Origin of the sequence: Kribbella sp. CA-294648 (assembly GCF_050943845.1) — a bacterium.
GTDB lineage: Bacteria > Actinomycetota > Actinomycetes > Propionibacteriales > Kribbellaceae > Kribbella.
Genome location: NZ_CP191981.1, coordinates 3290198 through 3304373, shown reverse-complemented (window position 1 = coordinate 3304373; position 14176 = coordinate 3290198). Strand labels below are relative to the sequence as shown.

12 protein-coding genes are annotated in these 14176 nt (G+C 69.1%); 9 read left to right on the top strand and 3 right to left on the bottom strand.

Annotated elements, in window-relative coordinates; all coding sequences use genetic code 11:
- Positions 1-103 precede the first annotated feature (103 nt).
- The 6 genes from aceE to ACQPYM_RS15830 all read left to right on the top strand — a co-directional run bounded on the left by aceE (position 104) and on the right by ACQPYM_RS15830 (position 8212).
- Positions 104-2833, top strand: a complete 2730-nt coding sequence (gene aceE / locus ACQPYM_RS15855; RefSeq protein ID WP_433023292.1) for a pyruvate dehydrogenase (acetyl-transferring), homodimeric type — start codon at positions 104-106, stop codon at positions 2831-2833.
- A 139-nt stretch (positions 2834-2972) separates the two neighbouring features.
- A complete protein-coding gene (locus tag ACQPYM_RS15850; protein ID WP_433021303.1) occupies positions 2973-3272 on the top strand; it encodes a hypothetical protein in 300 nt (99 codons plus the stop codon).
- Positions 3269-4372, top strand: coding sequence for a flavin-containing monooxygenase (locus ACQPYM_RS15845; RefSeq protein ID WP_433021301.1), 1104 nt, complete (start codon positions 3269-3271; stop codon positions 4370-4372). The genes ACQPYM_RS15850 and ACQPYM_RS15845 overlap by 4 nt, the downstream gene beginning before the upstream one ends.
- Before the next feature lie 66 nt (positions 4373-4438).
- Positions 4439-6058, top strand: coding sequence for a LuxR C-terminal-related transcriptional regulator (locus ACQPYM_RS15840; RefSeq protein ID WP_433021299.1), 1620 nt, complete (start codon positions 4439-4441; stop codon positions 6056-6058).
- Between the two features lie 58 nt (positions 6059-6116).
- Positions 6117-7586 (top strand): peptide MFS transporter, encoded by a 1470-nt coding sequence (locus tag ACQPYM_RS15835; protein WP_433021297.1) that lies wholly within the window; start codon positions 6117-6119, stop codon positions 7584-7586.
- Positions 7587-7660: 74 nt separating this feature from the next.
- The gene (locus ACQPYM_RS15830) at positions 7661-8212 is read left to right on the top strand and encodes a hypothetical protein (protein WP_433021295.1); all 552 of its coding nucleotides are present in this window, start codon (positions 7661-7663) and stop codon (positions 8210-8212) included.
- Here ACQPYM_RS15830 and ACQPYM_RS15825 read toward each other — a convergent pair.
- Together ACQPYM_RS15825 and ACQPYM_RS15820 are read right to left on the bottom strand one after the other, a co-directional pair.
- A complete protein-coding gene (locus tag ACQPYM_RS15825; RefSeq protein WP_433021293.1) occupies positions 8140-9147 on the bottom strand; it encodes a pirin family protein in 1008 nt (335 codons plus the stop codon). The two genes, ACQPYM_RS15830 and ACQPYM_RS15825, sit on opposite strands and share 73 nt — an antisense overlap.
- Positions 9148-9175: 28 nt before the next feature.
- Entirely contained in the window at positions 9176-10159 is a 984-nt protein-coding gene (locus ACQPYM_RS15820) for an alpha/beta hydrolase-fold protein (RefSeq protein WP_433021291.1), read from the bottom strand.
- A 100-nt stretch (positions 10160-10259) separates the two neighbouring features.
- Here ACQPYM_RS15820 and ACQPYM_RS15815 point away from each other — a divergent pair, with 100 nt between their 5' ends.
- Positions 10260-10943, top strand: a complete 684-nt coding sequence (locus tag ACQPYM_RS15815) for a TetR/AcrR family transcriptional regulator (RefSeq protein WP_433021289.1) — start codon at positions 10260-10262, stop codon at positions 10941-10943.
- Here the strand turns inward: ACQPYM_RS15815 and ACQPYM_RS15810 are convergent.
- Positions 10940-11992, bottom strand: coding sequence for a PHP domain-containing protein (locus ACQPYM_RS15810; protein WP_433021287.1), 1053 nt, complete (start codon positions 11990-11992; stop codon positions 10940-10942). The genes ACQPYM_RS15815 and ACQPYM_RS15810 overlap by 4 nt on opposite strands.
- 54 nt (positions 11993-12046) lie before the next feature.
- On the opposite strand from ACQPYM_RS15810, the gene ACQPYM_RS15805 reads away from it, so the two are divergent.
- Positions 12047-12976, top strand: coding sequence for a LysR family transcriptional regulator (locus tag ACQPYM_RS15805; RefSeq protein WP_433021285.1), 930 nt, complete (start codon positions 12047-12049; stop codon positions 12974-12976).
- Positions 12945-14159, top strand: a complete 1215-nt coding sequence (locus tag ACQPYM_RS15800) for a PucR family transcriptional regulator (RefSeq protein ID WP_433021283.1) — start codon at positions 12945-12947, stop codon at positions 14157-14159. The genes ACQPYM_RS15805 and ACQPYM_RS15800 overlap by 32 nt, the downstream gene beginning before the upstream one ends.
- Positions 14160-14176 lie beyond the last annotated feature (17 nt).

Here is a 14176-nt window from a genome sequence, read left to right as displayed (position 1 = left end):
ATTCCGGTCAGGTGACAGGATTGCCAGCAGTTGGACCGACTAGACAGAACGGCAGGACACCGTGGCTTCCGGACACGAACCACCAGCCATCATCACCGAGGGGATGCCCACCCAGCTCCCCGACATCGACCCCGACGAGACCCGTGAGTGGGTCGAGTCGCTCGACGCCGTGCTGGACGAACGCGGCAAGGGCCGAGCGCGCTACCTGATGCTCAAGCTGATCGAGCGGGCCCGGGAGCGCCAGGTGGGGGTGCCCGCGCTGCGCAGTACGGACTACATCAACTCGATCCCGCCCGAGCGTGAGCCGTGGTTCCCCGGCGACGAGCACATCGAGCGGCGGATCCGGGCCTTCATCCGGTGGAACGCCGCGGTGATGGTCAGCAAGGCCAACCGCAAGGGCCTGGAGGTCGGCGGTCACATCGCCACCTACCAGTCGGCGGCCAGCCTGTACGAGGTCGGCTTCAACCACTTCTTCCGGGGCAAGGACGCGCCCGGCGGTGGCGACCAGGTCTTCATCCAGGGCCACGCCTCCCCCGGTATGTACGCCCGCGCCTTCCTCGAGGGCCGGCTGACCACCGACCAGCTGGACGGCTTCCGCCAGGAGGTCTCCCGCGGCCCGCACCAGGGCCTGTCGTCGTACCCGCACCCGCGGTTGATGCCGGACTTCTGGGAGTACCCGACGGTCTCCATGGGGCTGGCGGCGCTGGACTCGATCTACCAGGCGCGCTTCAACCGGTACCTGCACAACCGCGGCATCAAGGACACCAGCGACCAGCACGTCTGGACGTTCCTGGGTGACGGCGAGATGGGCGAGCCGGAGTCGCTCGGCGCGATCGGCCTGGCCGCCCGCGAGGAGCTCGACAACCTGACCTTCGTGGTCAACTGCAACCTGCAGCAGCTGGACGGCCCGGTCCGCGGCAACGGCAAGGTGATCCAGGAGCTGGAGGCCTTCTTCCGCGGCGCCGGCTGGAACGTCATCAAGGTGATCTGGGGCCGCGAGTGGGACTCGCTGCTCGCCCAGGACCACGACGGCGTGCTGGTGAACAAGATGAACACCACCCCGGACGGTCAGTTCCAGACCTACTCGGTCGAATCCGGCGAGTACATCCGGAACAACTTCTTCGGCGGTGACCAGCGGCTGCAGGCGATGGTCCGCAACCTGTCCGACGAGGACCTGCGCAAGCTGCCCCGCGGCGGTCACGACTACCGCAAGGTGTACGCCGCGTTCAAGAGCGCCAAGGAGCACGTCGGCCAGCCGACCGTCATCCTGGCCCAGACCATCAAGGGCTGGACGATCGAGGCGCTGGAGGGCCGCAACGCGACCCACCAGATGAAGAAGCTCACCTCCGACGACCTGAAGACCTTCCGCGACCGGCTCTACCTGCCGATCGAGGACAAGGCCCTCGAGGACGCCTACAACCCGCCGTACTTCCACCCCGGCACCGACTCGCCGGAGTACCAGTACATGATGGAGCGCCGCTCGCAGCTGGGCGGATTCCTGCCCGAGCGGCGGGTGAAGCCGAAGACGCTGAAGCTGCCTGGTGACCACGTCTACAAGCCGCTCAGCAAGGGCAACGAGAAGACGCCGGTGGCCACCACGATGGCGCTCGTCCGGCTCTTCCGCGACCTGATGAAGGACCCGGAGATCGGGCACCGGATCGTGCCGATCGCGCCCGACGAGTACCGCACCTTCGGGATGGACTCGATGTTCCCGACCGCGAAGATCTACTCGCCGCACGGGCAGACCTACGAAGCGGTCGACCGCAACCTGCTGCTGGCCTACAAGGAGTCCGAGAAGGGTCAGCTGCTGCACGAGGGCATCAGCGAGGCCGGCGCGATGGGCTCGATGATCGCGGCCGGTACGGCGTACGCGACGCACGGCGAGCCGATGATCCCGTTCTACATCTTCTACTCGATGTTCGGGTTCCAGCGCACCGGCGACCAGCTCTGGGCGATGGGCGACCAGCTCGGCCGCGGCTTCCTGATCGGCGCCACCGCGGGCCGGACGACGCTGACCGGTGAGGGCCTGCAGCACGCGGACGGACACTCGCCGCTGCTGGCCTCGTCGAACCCGGCGGCCGTGCACTACGACCCGGCCTTCGCCTACGAGGTCGCGCACATCGTCAAGGACGGCCTGCGCCGGATGTACGGCTACGGGCTGGACAAGGACAAGCCGTACGGCGAGGACGTCTTCTACTACCTCACCGTCTACAACGAGCCGGTCGCGCAGCCGGCCGAGCCGGAGAACCTCGACGTGGCGGGCCTGCTCAAGGGCATGTACCGCTTCAACGAGTACGAGACGGCCTCGGGCGACGACGTACCGCGGGTCCAGCTGCTCGGCTCCGGGGTCGCGCTGCCGTGGATCCGCAAGGCCCAGCAGATTCTCGCCGAGGAGTACTCGGTCGCCGCCGACATCTGGTCGGTGACGAGCTGGAACGAGCTGCGCCGCGACGCGATCGCCGCGGAGGAGCACAACCTGCTGCACCCGGACGAGGACGAACGCGTCCCGTTCATCACCGAGCAGCTGAAGGACACCAAGGGCCCGGTGGTCGCGGTCAGCGACTTCATGCGCGCGGTCCAGGACCAGATCTCCCGCTGGGTGCCGAACGACTACACGTCGCTGGGTACCGACGGCTGGGGCCTGGCCGACACCCGCGCCGCCGCCCGCCGGCACTTCCAGGTCGACGCCGAGTCCGTCGTCGTCGCCGCCCTGCAGATCCTCGCCAAGCGCGGCGAGGTGAAGCGTGAGGTCGCCGCCGAGGCGGCCCGGAAGTACCGGATCGACGACCCGAGCGCGGTCGCCGGAGTGAAGCAGGAGGGCGCCGGCGCCTGACGTCAGCAGCCTCGAAGGGCCGTCCACCGATCGGTGGGCGGCCCTTCGGCATGTACGAGAAATGACGTAGTACCAGGCGTCCGCGGTTGGGTATTGCGTCCGACGCGGGCAGCTGCCGCTCGTCCCTACCGTCGATGACATGACTGGCGCAGGCATTGCTCTTCTCGCGGGGACGGTATCGACCATCCTGTTCGCGTCGAGCACGCTGCCGATGGTGCTGAAGGCGATCCGGACCAAGGATCTCGCGTCGTACAGCCTCGCGAACCTCGTCCTCGCCAACGTCGGCAACGCCGTCCACTGCATCTACGTGGTGCACCTGCCGGTCGGGCCGATCTGGGCCCTGCACGGCTTCTACGTCGTGACGACCGGGCTGATGCTGCTGTGGTGTCTGCGCTACCGGTCGCACGCCGCGCTACGCGCTGAGCGGAGACTCGCATGATCACCGAAAGCATTGAGACCGTCATCATCGGAGCCGGGCAAGCCGGACTGGCCACCGGCTATCACCTGCGGAGGCGGGGCCGGCCGTTCGTCATCCTGGACAGCAACGCCCGCGTGGGCGACAACTGGCGCGCCCAGTGGGACACGCTGCGTCTCTACACGCCGGCCAAGTACGACGGCCTGCCCGGCCTACCTTTCCCGGCCGACAAGTGGTCGTACCCGACAAAGGACCAGGTCGCCGACTACCTCGAGTCGTACGCCGACCGCTTCGACCTCCCGGTCCGGATGCGGACCAGGGTCGAGAAGCTCGAACCACTCGACGACGGCCGGTACGCCGTGACGACGGGCGAGCACCAGATCCTGGCCGACAACGTAGTGGTTGCCACCGGCACCTTCGGCCGTACGCCGTACCTGCCCGACTTCGCCGTCGACCTCGACCCGGCGATCCGGCAACTCCACTCCAGCGAGTACCGGCGGCCCGATCAGCTCAAGGACGGGCCGGTGCTGGTGGTCGGCGGTTCGCACTCGGGGACCGACATCGCCTACGAGCTCGCCCCGATGCACCCGACCGTGCTCTGCGGCCGGGACCCGGGCCAGATCCCGGTCCGGCTGGAGAAGAAGGGCGCCCGGGTCTTCTTCCCGGTGTTCCTCTTCCTCGGCAAGCACCTGATCACCCGGCGAACGCCGATGGGCCGCAAGGAACTGCACGAGCTCCGGTACCACGGTGGCCCGATGCTCAGGGTCAAGCGCGAGGACCTGATCGCGCGGGGCGTGGAGCGCGTCCACAACCGGGTCACCGGCGTCCAGGACGGGCGGCCGGTCCTCGATGACGGCCGGGTGATGGACGTGGCGAACGTGGTCTGGTGCACCGGATTCCGGCAGGTGTTCGACTGGATCAAGGCGCCGGTGATCGCAGACGACGGCTGGCCGGTGGAGCTGCGCGGGGTCGCCGACGGCGCGCCCGGCCTGTTCTTCTGCGGACTCTGCTTCCAGTTCGCCTTCGCCTCGATGACCCTGCCGGGCGTCGGCCGGGACGCGGAGTACGTTGCCAAACGCATCGTCGCCCGCGCCAAAGCCCTGCCCACAGTGACTGCCGCCTGAGGCGTGGCGCGCGTATTCTCGGGCCAAGGGGTGCCCTACCAGGGGCTCCGCACAAGGGGGATGGCGATGGGCATCGTCGACGACCTCGAGCAGGCGCGCAAGGCCTTCGAGCGGCGGGACTGGGCAGCCGTCTACGACCGGCTGTCGCTGGTCCCCGACCTCGGCACGGACGATCTGCTGAAGCTCGCCACCGCCGCGTTCCTGGCCGGCGACGACGACGCCTGCATCCGGGCGCTGCAGCGCGGCTACCAGGCCGAGGTCGAGGGCGGACAGACCCTGCGTGCCGTCCGCTTCGCCTTCTGGCTCGGTCTGGTGCTCAGTACCCGTGGCGAGGCGGCGGTCGCAGCCGGCTGGGCTGGCCGGGCCCAGCGGCTGCTGGCGGACCAGCCGCCCGACGTGGTCGAGCGGGGCTACCTCCTGATCCACGAGTTCTTCCGGCGGCTCGACCAACAGGACTTCCCGGGCGCGCTGCGGGTCGGCATCGAGATGGCCGACCTAGGCAGACGGCACGGCGAGCCCGACCTGGTCGCCCAGGGCCTGGTCTGCCAGGGCCGGCTGCTGATGTACTCCGGCCAGGTCCCGGAAGGACTCGCACTCCTGGACGAGGCCATGGTCGGAGTCGCCGCCGGCGAGCTGTCGCCGATCTTCGCGGGCAACGTGTACTGCGCGATGATCGAGGCCTGCCAGGAAGTGGCCGACTTCGCCCGAGCCTCGGCCTGGACGAGCGCGCTGACCCGCTGGTGCGACACCCAGCCCGACCTGGTGCCGTTCACCGGCCAGTGCGCGGTGCACCGCGGTCAGATCCTGCGGCTGCGCGGAGCGTTCAGCGAGGCGCTCGAAGAGTTCGAACTCGCCTGCCGGCGCTACGCCGAGTCGGGTTCCCAGGGCGCCGCCGGGCTCGCGCTGAGCGAGTGCGGGGACGTTCACCGGATCCGCGGCAACCTCGCCCTGGCCGAAGCCTGCTACGAGCAGGCCTCGGGGTTCGGCCACGAACCACAACCCGGTCTCGCTCTGCTGTGGCTCGCCCGCGGCCGCGGCCCGGCCGCCCTCGCCGCGATCCGCCGGCTGCTCACCGAAACCGGCGACCCCGTGCACCGCTCGCGGCTGCTCCCGGGGGCGATCGAGATCTTCGTCGCGTCCGACAGCGGTGACGGGGCCGCGGAGGCTTCCGGCGAGCTGACCAAGATCGCGGAGTCCTTCGGCTGCACCGGCTTGCGCGCGACAGCGGCGTACTGCGGTGGTCTGGTCGCGCTGGCAGCCGATGACGCGGACCACGCCCTGCCCGCGGCAAGACTCGCAACGCAACTCTGGACCGGCCTGCAAGCGCCGTACGAGGTCGCCCGCGCCAGGGTGCTTGTCGGGCGGGCGTTCCGCGGTCTGGGGGACGAAGACTCCGCGACCGCCGAGCTGAGCGCGGCGTACCAGGCGTTCTCCGAACTCGGGGTGACGACCTGCCAGGAGGAGGTCGCGAAACTCCTGCAGCGACCCAGCTCCGGAGGCTTGACCCAGCGGGAACTCGAAGTACTCCGGCTGGTTGCTGCTGGCAACAGCAATGCGGAGATCGCGGGCCGGCTCGTGCTCAGCGACAAGACCGTCGCCCGGCACCTGTCCAACATCTTCACCAAACTCGAGGTGCCGTCCCGGACAGCCGCCGTCGCCTACGCCCGGGACCACTCCCTGCTCTGATCGGCCGATGCGTTACGGTCGTTGCGTCGTGCAACCACCTGACGGGGAGTAGTCGAGCGTGTCCGTAACGCCGCCGGTCGAGGCGCAGGAAAAGCAGTTCTTCGGGCATCCGCGAGGGCTGCTGACGCTGTTCACCACCGAGTTGTGGGAGCGGTTCAGCTACTACGGGATGCGCGCGATCCTGTTGCTGTACCTGACCGACCAGGCCCACGGGCTCGGTCTCGGGCAGTCACTCGGCGAGGCGGTCGTCTCGATCTACGGCGCCTCGGTCTACCTGCTCTCGGTGCTCGGCGGCTGGTTCGCCGACCGGGTGATCGGCGCCCGCAGGACCGTTCTGTACGGCGGTAGCGTGATCGTGGCCGGCCACCTCAGCCTCGCCGTCCCGGTGGACGGGCTCGCCTACCTCGGGATCGCCTTGGTTGCCCTCGGCACCGGACTGCTGAAGCCGAACGTGTCGACCATGGTCGGCAAGCTGTACGCCGCCGACGACACCCGGCGCGACTCGGCGTTCTCGATCTTCTACATGGGGATCAACATCGGGTCGTTCAGCGCGCCGTTCGTGGTCGGCTTCCTGCGGCGCGAGTTCGGCTTCCACGTCGCCTTCGCGGCGGCCGCGGTCGGCATGACGCTGGCACTGGTCGCTTACGTGCTCGGCCGCCGGACGCTGCACGGCCGCGGCGACACCCCGCCGAACCCGCTCACCGCCGCTGACCGGCCGACGATGGTGAAGATCACCATCGCCGTGGTCGCGGTGCTGGCGGTCGTGTTCGCCTTGTCCGCCTGGGCTTCCGGCGGGGTCGGCCCGCGGCCGGTCGTCGACGCGATCTCGTACCTGTGCTTCCTGGCCCCGATCGCCTACTTCACCATGTTGCTGCGCAGCCCGCTGGTGACGCCGGTCGAACGCCAACGCGTCCGGGCGTACATCCCACTGTTCGTCGCGGCGATGTTGTTCTTCATGGTGTTCGAGCAGGCCGCGACGACGCTGACCACCTTCGCCGCGAACCGGACCAACCTGAGCGTCGTCGGCATCGACATCACGCCCGAGTTCTTCCAGTCGATCAATCCGTTCAGCATCATCGTGCTCGCGCCGGTGTTCGCGGTGATCTGGATCAAGCTCGGCGACCGCGGACCGAGCATCGGCCAGAAATTCGCCACCGGGCTGCTCTTCGCCGGTCTCTCGTTCGCCGTGATGTCACTGGCATCGATGGTGGCCGGCGATTCGCTGGCCTCACCGCTGTGGCTGGTCTGCGTCTACGTCATCCAGACCCTCGGCGAACTGTTCCTCTCCCCGGTCGGCCTGGCCGCCACCACACTGCTCGCCCCGAAGGCGTTCAACAGCCAGATGATGGCCCTGTGGTTCCTGGCTCCCGCGGCCGGCCAGGCGATCACCGCCCAACTGGTCCAAGCCACCGAGGACGCCTCCGACACCACGTACTTCGGCGGCCTGGCCATCGTCACGATCGCCTTCGCCATCGTCCTGTACTTCCTCGCCCCGTGGATCCGCCGGCACGCCGACGCCCGCGACTGACCACTCCCGAGAGGGAGTCCGATCCCTTCGCTGGGTGAGGACGCGGTACGGCGTACGGCGGGATGCTCGGTGGCATGACAGAGCATCCGGTACCGCGCTGGGCGAATCGCCTCGCGCACGTGATTCCGTTCCTGGTTCTTCCCTCGGGACTGTGGCGACTCGGGCTGGTCGCGGGGTCGTCGATGGGGATGGTCGACGATCACGGCCGGCCGATCTACCTGCACGGGTTCGGCGAATCGGCGTACGTCGTGTTGCTGACCGTGTTCTCCGAGCTGGTCGCGCTCACCGCCTTCGGGATGGTCCGGGCGTGGGGTGAGGTGGTGCCGCGGTGGATCCCGCTCATCGGCGGGCGCCGCGTCGCGCCGTCCGCCGCGATCATCCCCGCGACGCTCGGCGGGCTCTCGCTGATCGCGATCTGGACCTACGGCTTCCGGGACGTGTTCAGCGGCAACTTCCTGCCGTTCTCCAGCGACGCCGCCGCGGTCCTGATGATCAGTTGCTACGCACCTCTCAATCTGTGGGGACCCGCACTACTGGTGCTCACCTGGGCCTACTACCGCCGTCGCGTGCGCGGTTTGAGCCGCGTCCCGGGAAGAGCCGGAGCCGGCAGCGCGTCACCGTCATAGCCGGGAACGACCGGGAAGCGACTGCTCCCGCCGGCCTCCAGCGAAGCCATCCAGTCGTTGCGCGCGGCAACAACCTCGTCGTGGGTGCGGCCGATGAAGTTCCACCACATCACCAGCTCTTCCTCGAACGGTTCGCCCCCGAGGAGCAGGAAACGCGCCTCCTCGGGCGCGGTGAACTCGATGGCTTCCCGGCCGGCCCCGAGATAGACCATCTCGCCGAACCCCGGCCGCAGGTCGCCGATGGTGAGCGACCCGGCGACCACCAGTACGGCGTACTCGAAGGCAGGCGTCAGCGGCAAGGTGATGGTCCGGCCTTGGCCGACCTGCACGTCCGCGCCGACGAGTGGCGTGTACGCCGGGGCCGGCGAGGTGACACCGGCGACCGTGCCGATCATCACGGTGGCCGTGGCACCGTCGAGCTCCACCGCGGGCAGCTCGGCGTACGCGTTGAAGTGTGGCGCCACCGTCGTCCGGCTGGAGTCGGGGAGCGCCACCCAGAGCTGGGCGCCGTGCAGCGTCGGCGGACCGTCCGGCAACGACACCTCGGAGTGCGCGATGCCGTTGCCGACGGTCATGATGTTCAGCTCGCCGGGCCGCACCATCGCGTGCGAACCGACACTGTCGCGGTGCTCGATCTCGCCCTCGAACAACCAGCTCACCGTCTGCAGGCTGGTGTGCGGATGCGGCGGCACGAGCATGCCGCGCTCCCCCGGTACGTCGTACGAGTCGACCCGACCGCTCAGGTCGTCGGGTCCGTAGTGATCGACGAAGCACCAGGCACCGACCATCCGGCGGTTCTTGTTCGGCAACAACCGCCGCACCTTGGTCGTCCGCCCCAGCAAGACTTCCCGGGCCTCCAGCAGCTCCAGCACGGGACCGTCGGCCCCTTCGCCGCCACAGGTACCTTCCGCGGGACGCTCCTCCAGATTGCTCATGTCCTGAGTATCACCTCAGGACCCAACCTCAGGCCTTGCGGAGCCTGGCGATGATGCCGTCCAGGTCGCGGCTGAACATGGTGCCGCGGAAGATGTGGCCGCCCGGCTCCTCGTGCCACTCGTGCTCGATCCCGGCCCGGCCCAGCAGCGCGCGGAACTCGCGGTGCCCGGCGAGCACCTGGGTCTCGTTGGCCATGTCGAAGAAGTTGATCGGGTCCGGGCTGGTCCCGGCGACCAGGAAGACGCGCTTGTTGCGGTAGCTCTCGATCCGCTGCACCGGGTTGTCCGCGGTGACCCGGGCCTCGTCCCACAGCGGTGCGCCGTACACGGTGCCGCCGGCCAGGTCGATCGCGGCGGAGGAGAGATTGGCCCAGTTCACGACCAGTCCGCCGTCGCGGCGAATGCTGGCCGGCCCCGAGTGCGAGCTGACGGACGCGAAGTGGCCGTAGTACTTGGCCGCGTACTTCAGGGCGCCGAACCCGCCCATCGAGAAGCCGGCCACCGCGCGGCCGTCGTACTCCGCGAAGGTCCGGAAGTTCGCCTCGATCCACGGGCGGAGCTGGTCGATGTGGAAGGTCTCCCAGTTGCGCGGGCCGGTGTTGGAGTGGACCGGGTTCGAGTACCAGCCGGCGTGGCCGCCGTCGGGCATCACCACGATGATCGGGCGGCCGGCGGTGAGCTGGCGGATGCCCATCCGGTCGAAGGTGATGAAGTCCTGGTCGGTGCCGCCGCCGTGCAGCAGGTAGAGGACCGGGTACGTGCGGCCGCTGTCGTAGTCGTCCGGGAGCAGGACGTTGACGGCCGGGTTCCAGCCGATGGCGTCGGTGGCGAACCGGTAGTACTTCATCCGCGGGTCGGCCTCGTTGCGGTCGACGACGCGCAGACCGAAGCCGTCACCGACACCCGCACTGGCGGCCGACGAGGTGGCGAGAATCGTTCCGGCCCCCAGGCCGAGCGCGGCGGTCAGGCCACCGGCGGCCTTCAGGACTGTTCTGCGGCTGAGTTCATTCACTGCTACTACCTCCGAGTGTGGCTTTGCGCCACTGGGCGATTACTGCCTGTCGGTTAGTTAATACCATAACTTAGGGTTCAGGCGGTGATAGGAAGGTGCCGTGAGCAAGAAGGGCCGACTGGGTGGGCGTCCGGCGCAGATCAGCCTCGAGGACATCGAGCGGGCGGCGCTGGAGATCGGGCTCTCGCGACTGACGGTCCAGGGCGTGGCGACCGCGCTGGGGGTCACGCCGACCGCGCTCTACCGGCACGTCGACGGCAAACTCGGCCTGGAGCGGCTGGTGGGCGAGGCGGTGCTCAGCGAACTGCGGCTGGCCGACGATCCGGACGACACCGCCGCGGAGTACCTGATGTCACTGGCGCACCAAATGCGCGCTTTCTGCCTCGCGCATCCCGGGATGACAGCGTACCTGCAGTCGATCTTCCCGCGCGGGGAGTCGGGCGCGCGGCTGATGCGCTCAGGAATCGAGTCATTGGTGCGGCGCGGCTACACCCCGGACGTGGCCGGCGTGATGTGCAGCGGGGTCGCCACGGTCGCGATCGCCCTGGCCGCGGCCGAGGAACGCCATGAGGTGTACGCCGACAGTCGCGAACGCGCCGCGGCGGAGGCGGCGCTGGCCGCTGACTCCGTGCTGACCGCGTCTCAGGAGGGCCTCCCCACCATCGACTTCGACATGTACTTCCGGATGGTCCTGACCGCCTTCATCCAGGGCCTGACCACCGCGGCTCCCACCGGCCGGCCACTGCCGGAAATCCTGCAGGCGTTGGGCTTCGAACAGCCTTAGGAGGATGCGGTCCAGGTCTGGAGGGCGTCGGCGTCCCAGGTGTTGATGATCCGGTCGGCCGGGACCTCGCACTCCTCGGCACGCTCGCACCCGTAGATCTGCCAGTCGAGTTGCCCCGGGGCATGAGCGTCGGTGTCGATGGAGAAATGGCAACCCGTCTCGACGGCGAGTGAGAGCAGGCGGCGGGGTGGGTCGAGGCGTTCGGGGCGGGAGTTGATCTCGACCGCGGTGCCGAACTGCTTGCAGGCCTCGAAGACCACCTCGGCGTCGAACTGCGACTCCGGCCGGGTGCCGCGTCCACCGGTGATCAGCCGACCGGTGCAGTGACCCAGTACGTCGACGTGCGGGTTGGCGATCGCGCGCACCATCCGCTCGGTCATCGCCTCGGACTCCATCCGCAGCTTCGAGTGCACGCTGGCGACCACCAGGTCGAGCCGGGCCAGGATCTCGCTGTCGCAGTCGAGCGAACCGTCGTCCAGGATGTCCACCTCGATCCCGTTCAGGATGGTGAACCCGTCGAGCTCGTCGCCGAGCTTCTTGTTGAGCTCGGCAACCACCTCGAGCTGCTGCAGCCGGCGCTCCCGGGACAGGCCGTTGGCCACCGTCAGCCGGGGCGAATGGTCGGTCAACGCGATGTACTTGTGACCGAGCGCGGCCGCGGTCCGGGCCATCTCCTCGATCGGGCTGCCGCCGTCCGACCAGTCCGAGTGCAGATGCAGATCGGCCTGCAGTTCCGCCCGCAACGCGACCCCGGCGCCCGCCGTGGTCAGGTCGCTCGCCGCTTCCTCCAGCTTCACCAGGTACGACGGAGTGCCGCCGTCCATCGCCTCGATGATCACGGCCTCCGTCTTCGGCCCGATCCCCGCCAACTCGGTCAGCGTGCCGGCCCGCCGGCGCGCCCGCACCTCGGCCGGCGGCAACCCCGCGATCGTGTCCGCCGCCCGCCGGTACGCCTTCACCCGATGTGTGGGCTGCCGGTCGCGCTCGAGGAAGTACCCGATCTTCCTCAGCGCCTCCACCGCGGCCTCGACACCCGCCCGATCACTCATCCCCCCATCATGCCGCCTCCGACCGACAACCCCGGACGTTGTAGAACTGGTTCAGTGGATCTCGAGGCTGTTCGGACCTTTGTCGTGGCGGCGGCCTCGGGCAAGTTCCAGGACGCGGCCGACGACCTGCGGATCAGCCAGCAGGCCGTCTCCAAACGCATCGCGGCGCTGGAGCGACACCTCGACACACTCCTCTTCACCCGTACTGCGCGCGGCGCCCAGCTCACGCTCGACGGCGAGACATTCCTTCCCCACGCCCAAGCACTCCTCGACGCCGAGCGACGGGCCCTGGCCTCGGTCCGTCCCGGAAGCCGGGCTCTCCGCGTCGACGTGATCGCCGGGTTCCTCGCACCGGCCGGTCTGCTGCGCGACTTCCATCGCGCGCACCCCGACGTCGACCTCGACATCGCCACTCTGCCAAACGGGGCACCGGCCATCGCCGCAGTACGGGAAGGGAAGGTCGACGCGGCCTTCCGGGCAGTTCGCGGGACACTCGGCGCCGGCCTGATCGCGACCCGCGTCCTCGACGAACCGCTCCAACTGCTCACCGGACCCGCACACCCGCTGGCCGGCGCGGAATTCCTCCAACTCGCCGACCTCCAGGGCAGCGAGATCTGGATGCCCGGCAACCTCGCCGGCACCGAATGGTCCGCGTACTACGACGAACTGGCCGCCGCGTTCGGCTTCAGCATCGACACGACCGGCCCCAACTTCGGCCTCGACGTCATGCTCGACGGGCTCGCCGAAGATCCCACCCGCGCCACCTTCGTCGGCGAGCAGACGCGGTTCCGCTGGCCGGAGAGCTACAAACTGCGGCGAATCGACTTCCGCGATCCCACGCCGGTCTATCCCCACTCGCTGATCCGGCGCGCCGACAACCGGCATCCCGCGCTCGCCGCGCTCGGCAACCACTTCGCAGGACCAGTCGCGACGACGTCTGTATGGTCAGGACGTGGCGACCAAGCGGGCGATCAAGGCGCATGACGCGCGGGCGGAACGGTTGCAAGGCGCAACCGGCGCCCTCGCGACCGCCGCGATGACCGCGATGGACGAGAAGCTGCCGTGGTTCGGTCTGCTCTCGGCGCAGGACCGCTCCTGGATCGGCCTGGTCGCGCAGTCCGGCATCACCGCGTTCGTCGACTGGTTCCGCGACCCGGAGGCGCACTCGTCGATGCCGACCCGGATGTTCGGCTCGGCGCCGCGCGAGTTCACCCGGGTGATCTCGCTGCACCAGACGGTCGACCTGGTCCGCACCACCATCGAGGTGATCGAGAACCGGATCGGCGACCTGCTCCCACCGGACGACGTACCGATCGTGCGGGAGTCGATGCAGCGCTACGCCCGTGAGGTCGCCTTCGCCGCGGCGACCGTCTACGCCCAGGCCGCCGAGATGCGCGGCGCGTGGGACGCCCGGCTGGAAGCGCTCGTGGTCGATTCGGTGATCCGCGGCGAGGCGGACGAGTCGGTCCGATCCCGCGCCTCCGCCCTCGGCTGGACCGGCACCAGTACTACGGGCGGCACGTCGTCGGAGGTCGCCGTGGTCGTCGGGCGAGCCCTGGAGACCGAGTCCGGCAGCGCGAACGTGGCGGACGCAGTACGGCATGCGGCCCGGGAGGCGGGGGCCGACGCGCTCTGCGCGATGCAGGGCGACCGGCTGGTGGTGGTACTCGGTGGTACGAGTAAACCTGTCGAGATCGTACAAAAGCTGATCGGCTGGTTCGGGCCCGGTCCGATCGTGGTCGGACCGGTCGTGAAGGACCTGATGTCGGCCGTCACCAGCGCCCGGGCGGCAGTCGCCGGACTCCGCGCAGCACCCGCTTGGCCGGGCGCCCCACGGCCCGTCCAGGCCGACGAACTGCTGCCCGAGAGATCACTGTCCGGAGACGGTCACGCACGCAGGCAACTAGCTTCGGACGTCTACGGCCCGCTCACGATGGGCGACGGAGTCCTGCTCGACACCGTCGCGGCGTACCTGGACTCGGGTGGTTCGATCGAGGCGACGGCCCGGGCGATGTTCATCCACGCCAATACCGTCCGGTACCGGTTGAAGCGTGTGGGGGATCTCACGGGCTACTCGCCGTCGAATCCCCGAGACGCTTTCACGTTACGTGTCGCACTGGCCCTCGGGCGCCTGCTCAACCCGGACCCCAGCGCGTCCGTTTTGTAGGATTCCTACAAAGTCGT

Excerpts from the sequence above, each read along its gene's own strand:
- ACQPYM_RS15825 (WP_433021293.1), bottom strand. The coding sequence starts at position 9,147 with ATGAGCAATCTGGAGGAGCGTCCCGCGGAAGGTACCTGTGGCGGCGAA.
- ACQPYM_RS15810 (WP_433021287.1), bottom strand. The coding sequence starts at position 11,992 with ATGAGTGATCGGGCGGGTGTCGAGGCCGCGGTGGAGGCGCTGAGGAAG.
- aceE (WP_433023292.1), top strand. The coding sequence starts at position 104 with ATGCCCACCCAGCTCCCCGACATCGACCCCGACGAGACCCGTGAGTGG.
- ACQPYM_RS15830 (WP_433021295.1), top strand. The coding sequence starts at position 7,661 with ATGACAGAGCATCCGGTACCGCGCTGGGCGAATCGCCTCGCGCACGTG.
- ACQPYM_RS15845 (WP_433021301.1), top strand. The coding sequence starts at position 3,269 with ATGATCACCGAAAGCATTGAGACCGTCATCATCGGAGCCGGGCAAGCC.
- ACQPYM_RS15840 (WP_433021299.1), top strand. The coding sequence starts at position 4,439 with ATGGGCATCGTCGACGACCTCGAGCAGGCGCGCAAGGCCTTCGAGCGG.
- ACQPYM_RS15850 (WP_433021303.1), top strand. The coding sequence starts at position 2,973 with ATGACTGGCGCAGGCATTGCTCTTCTCGCGGGGACGGTATCGACCATC.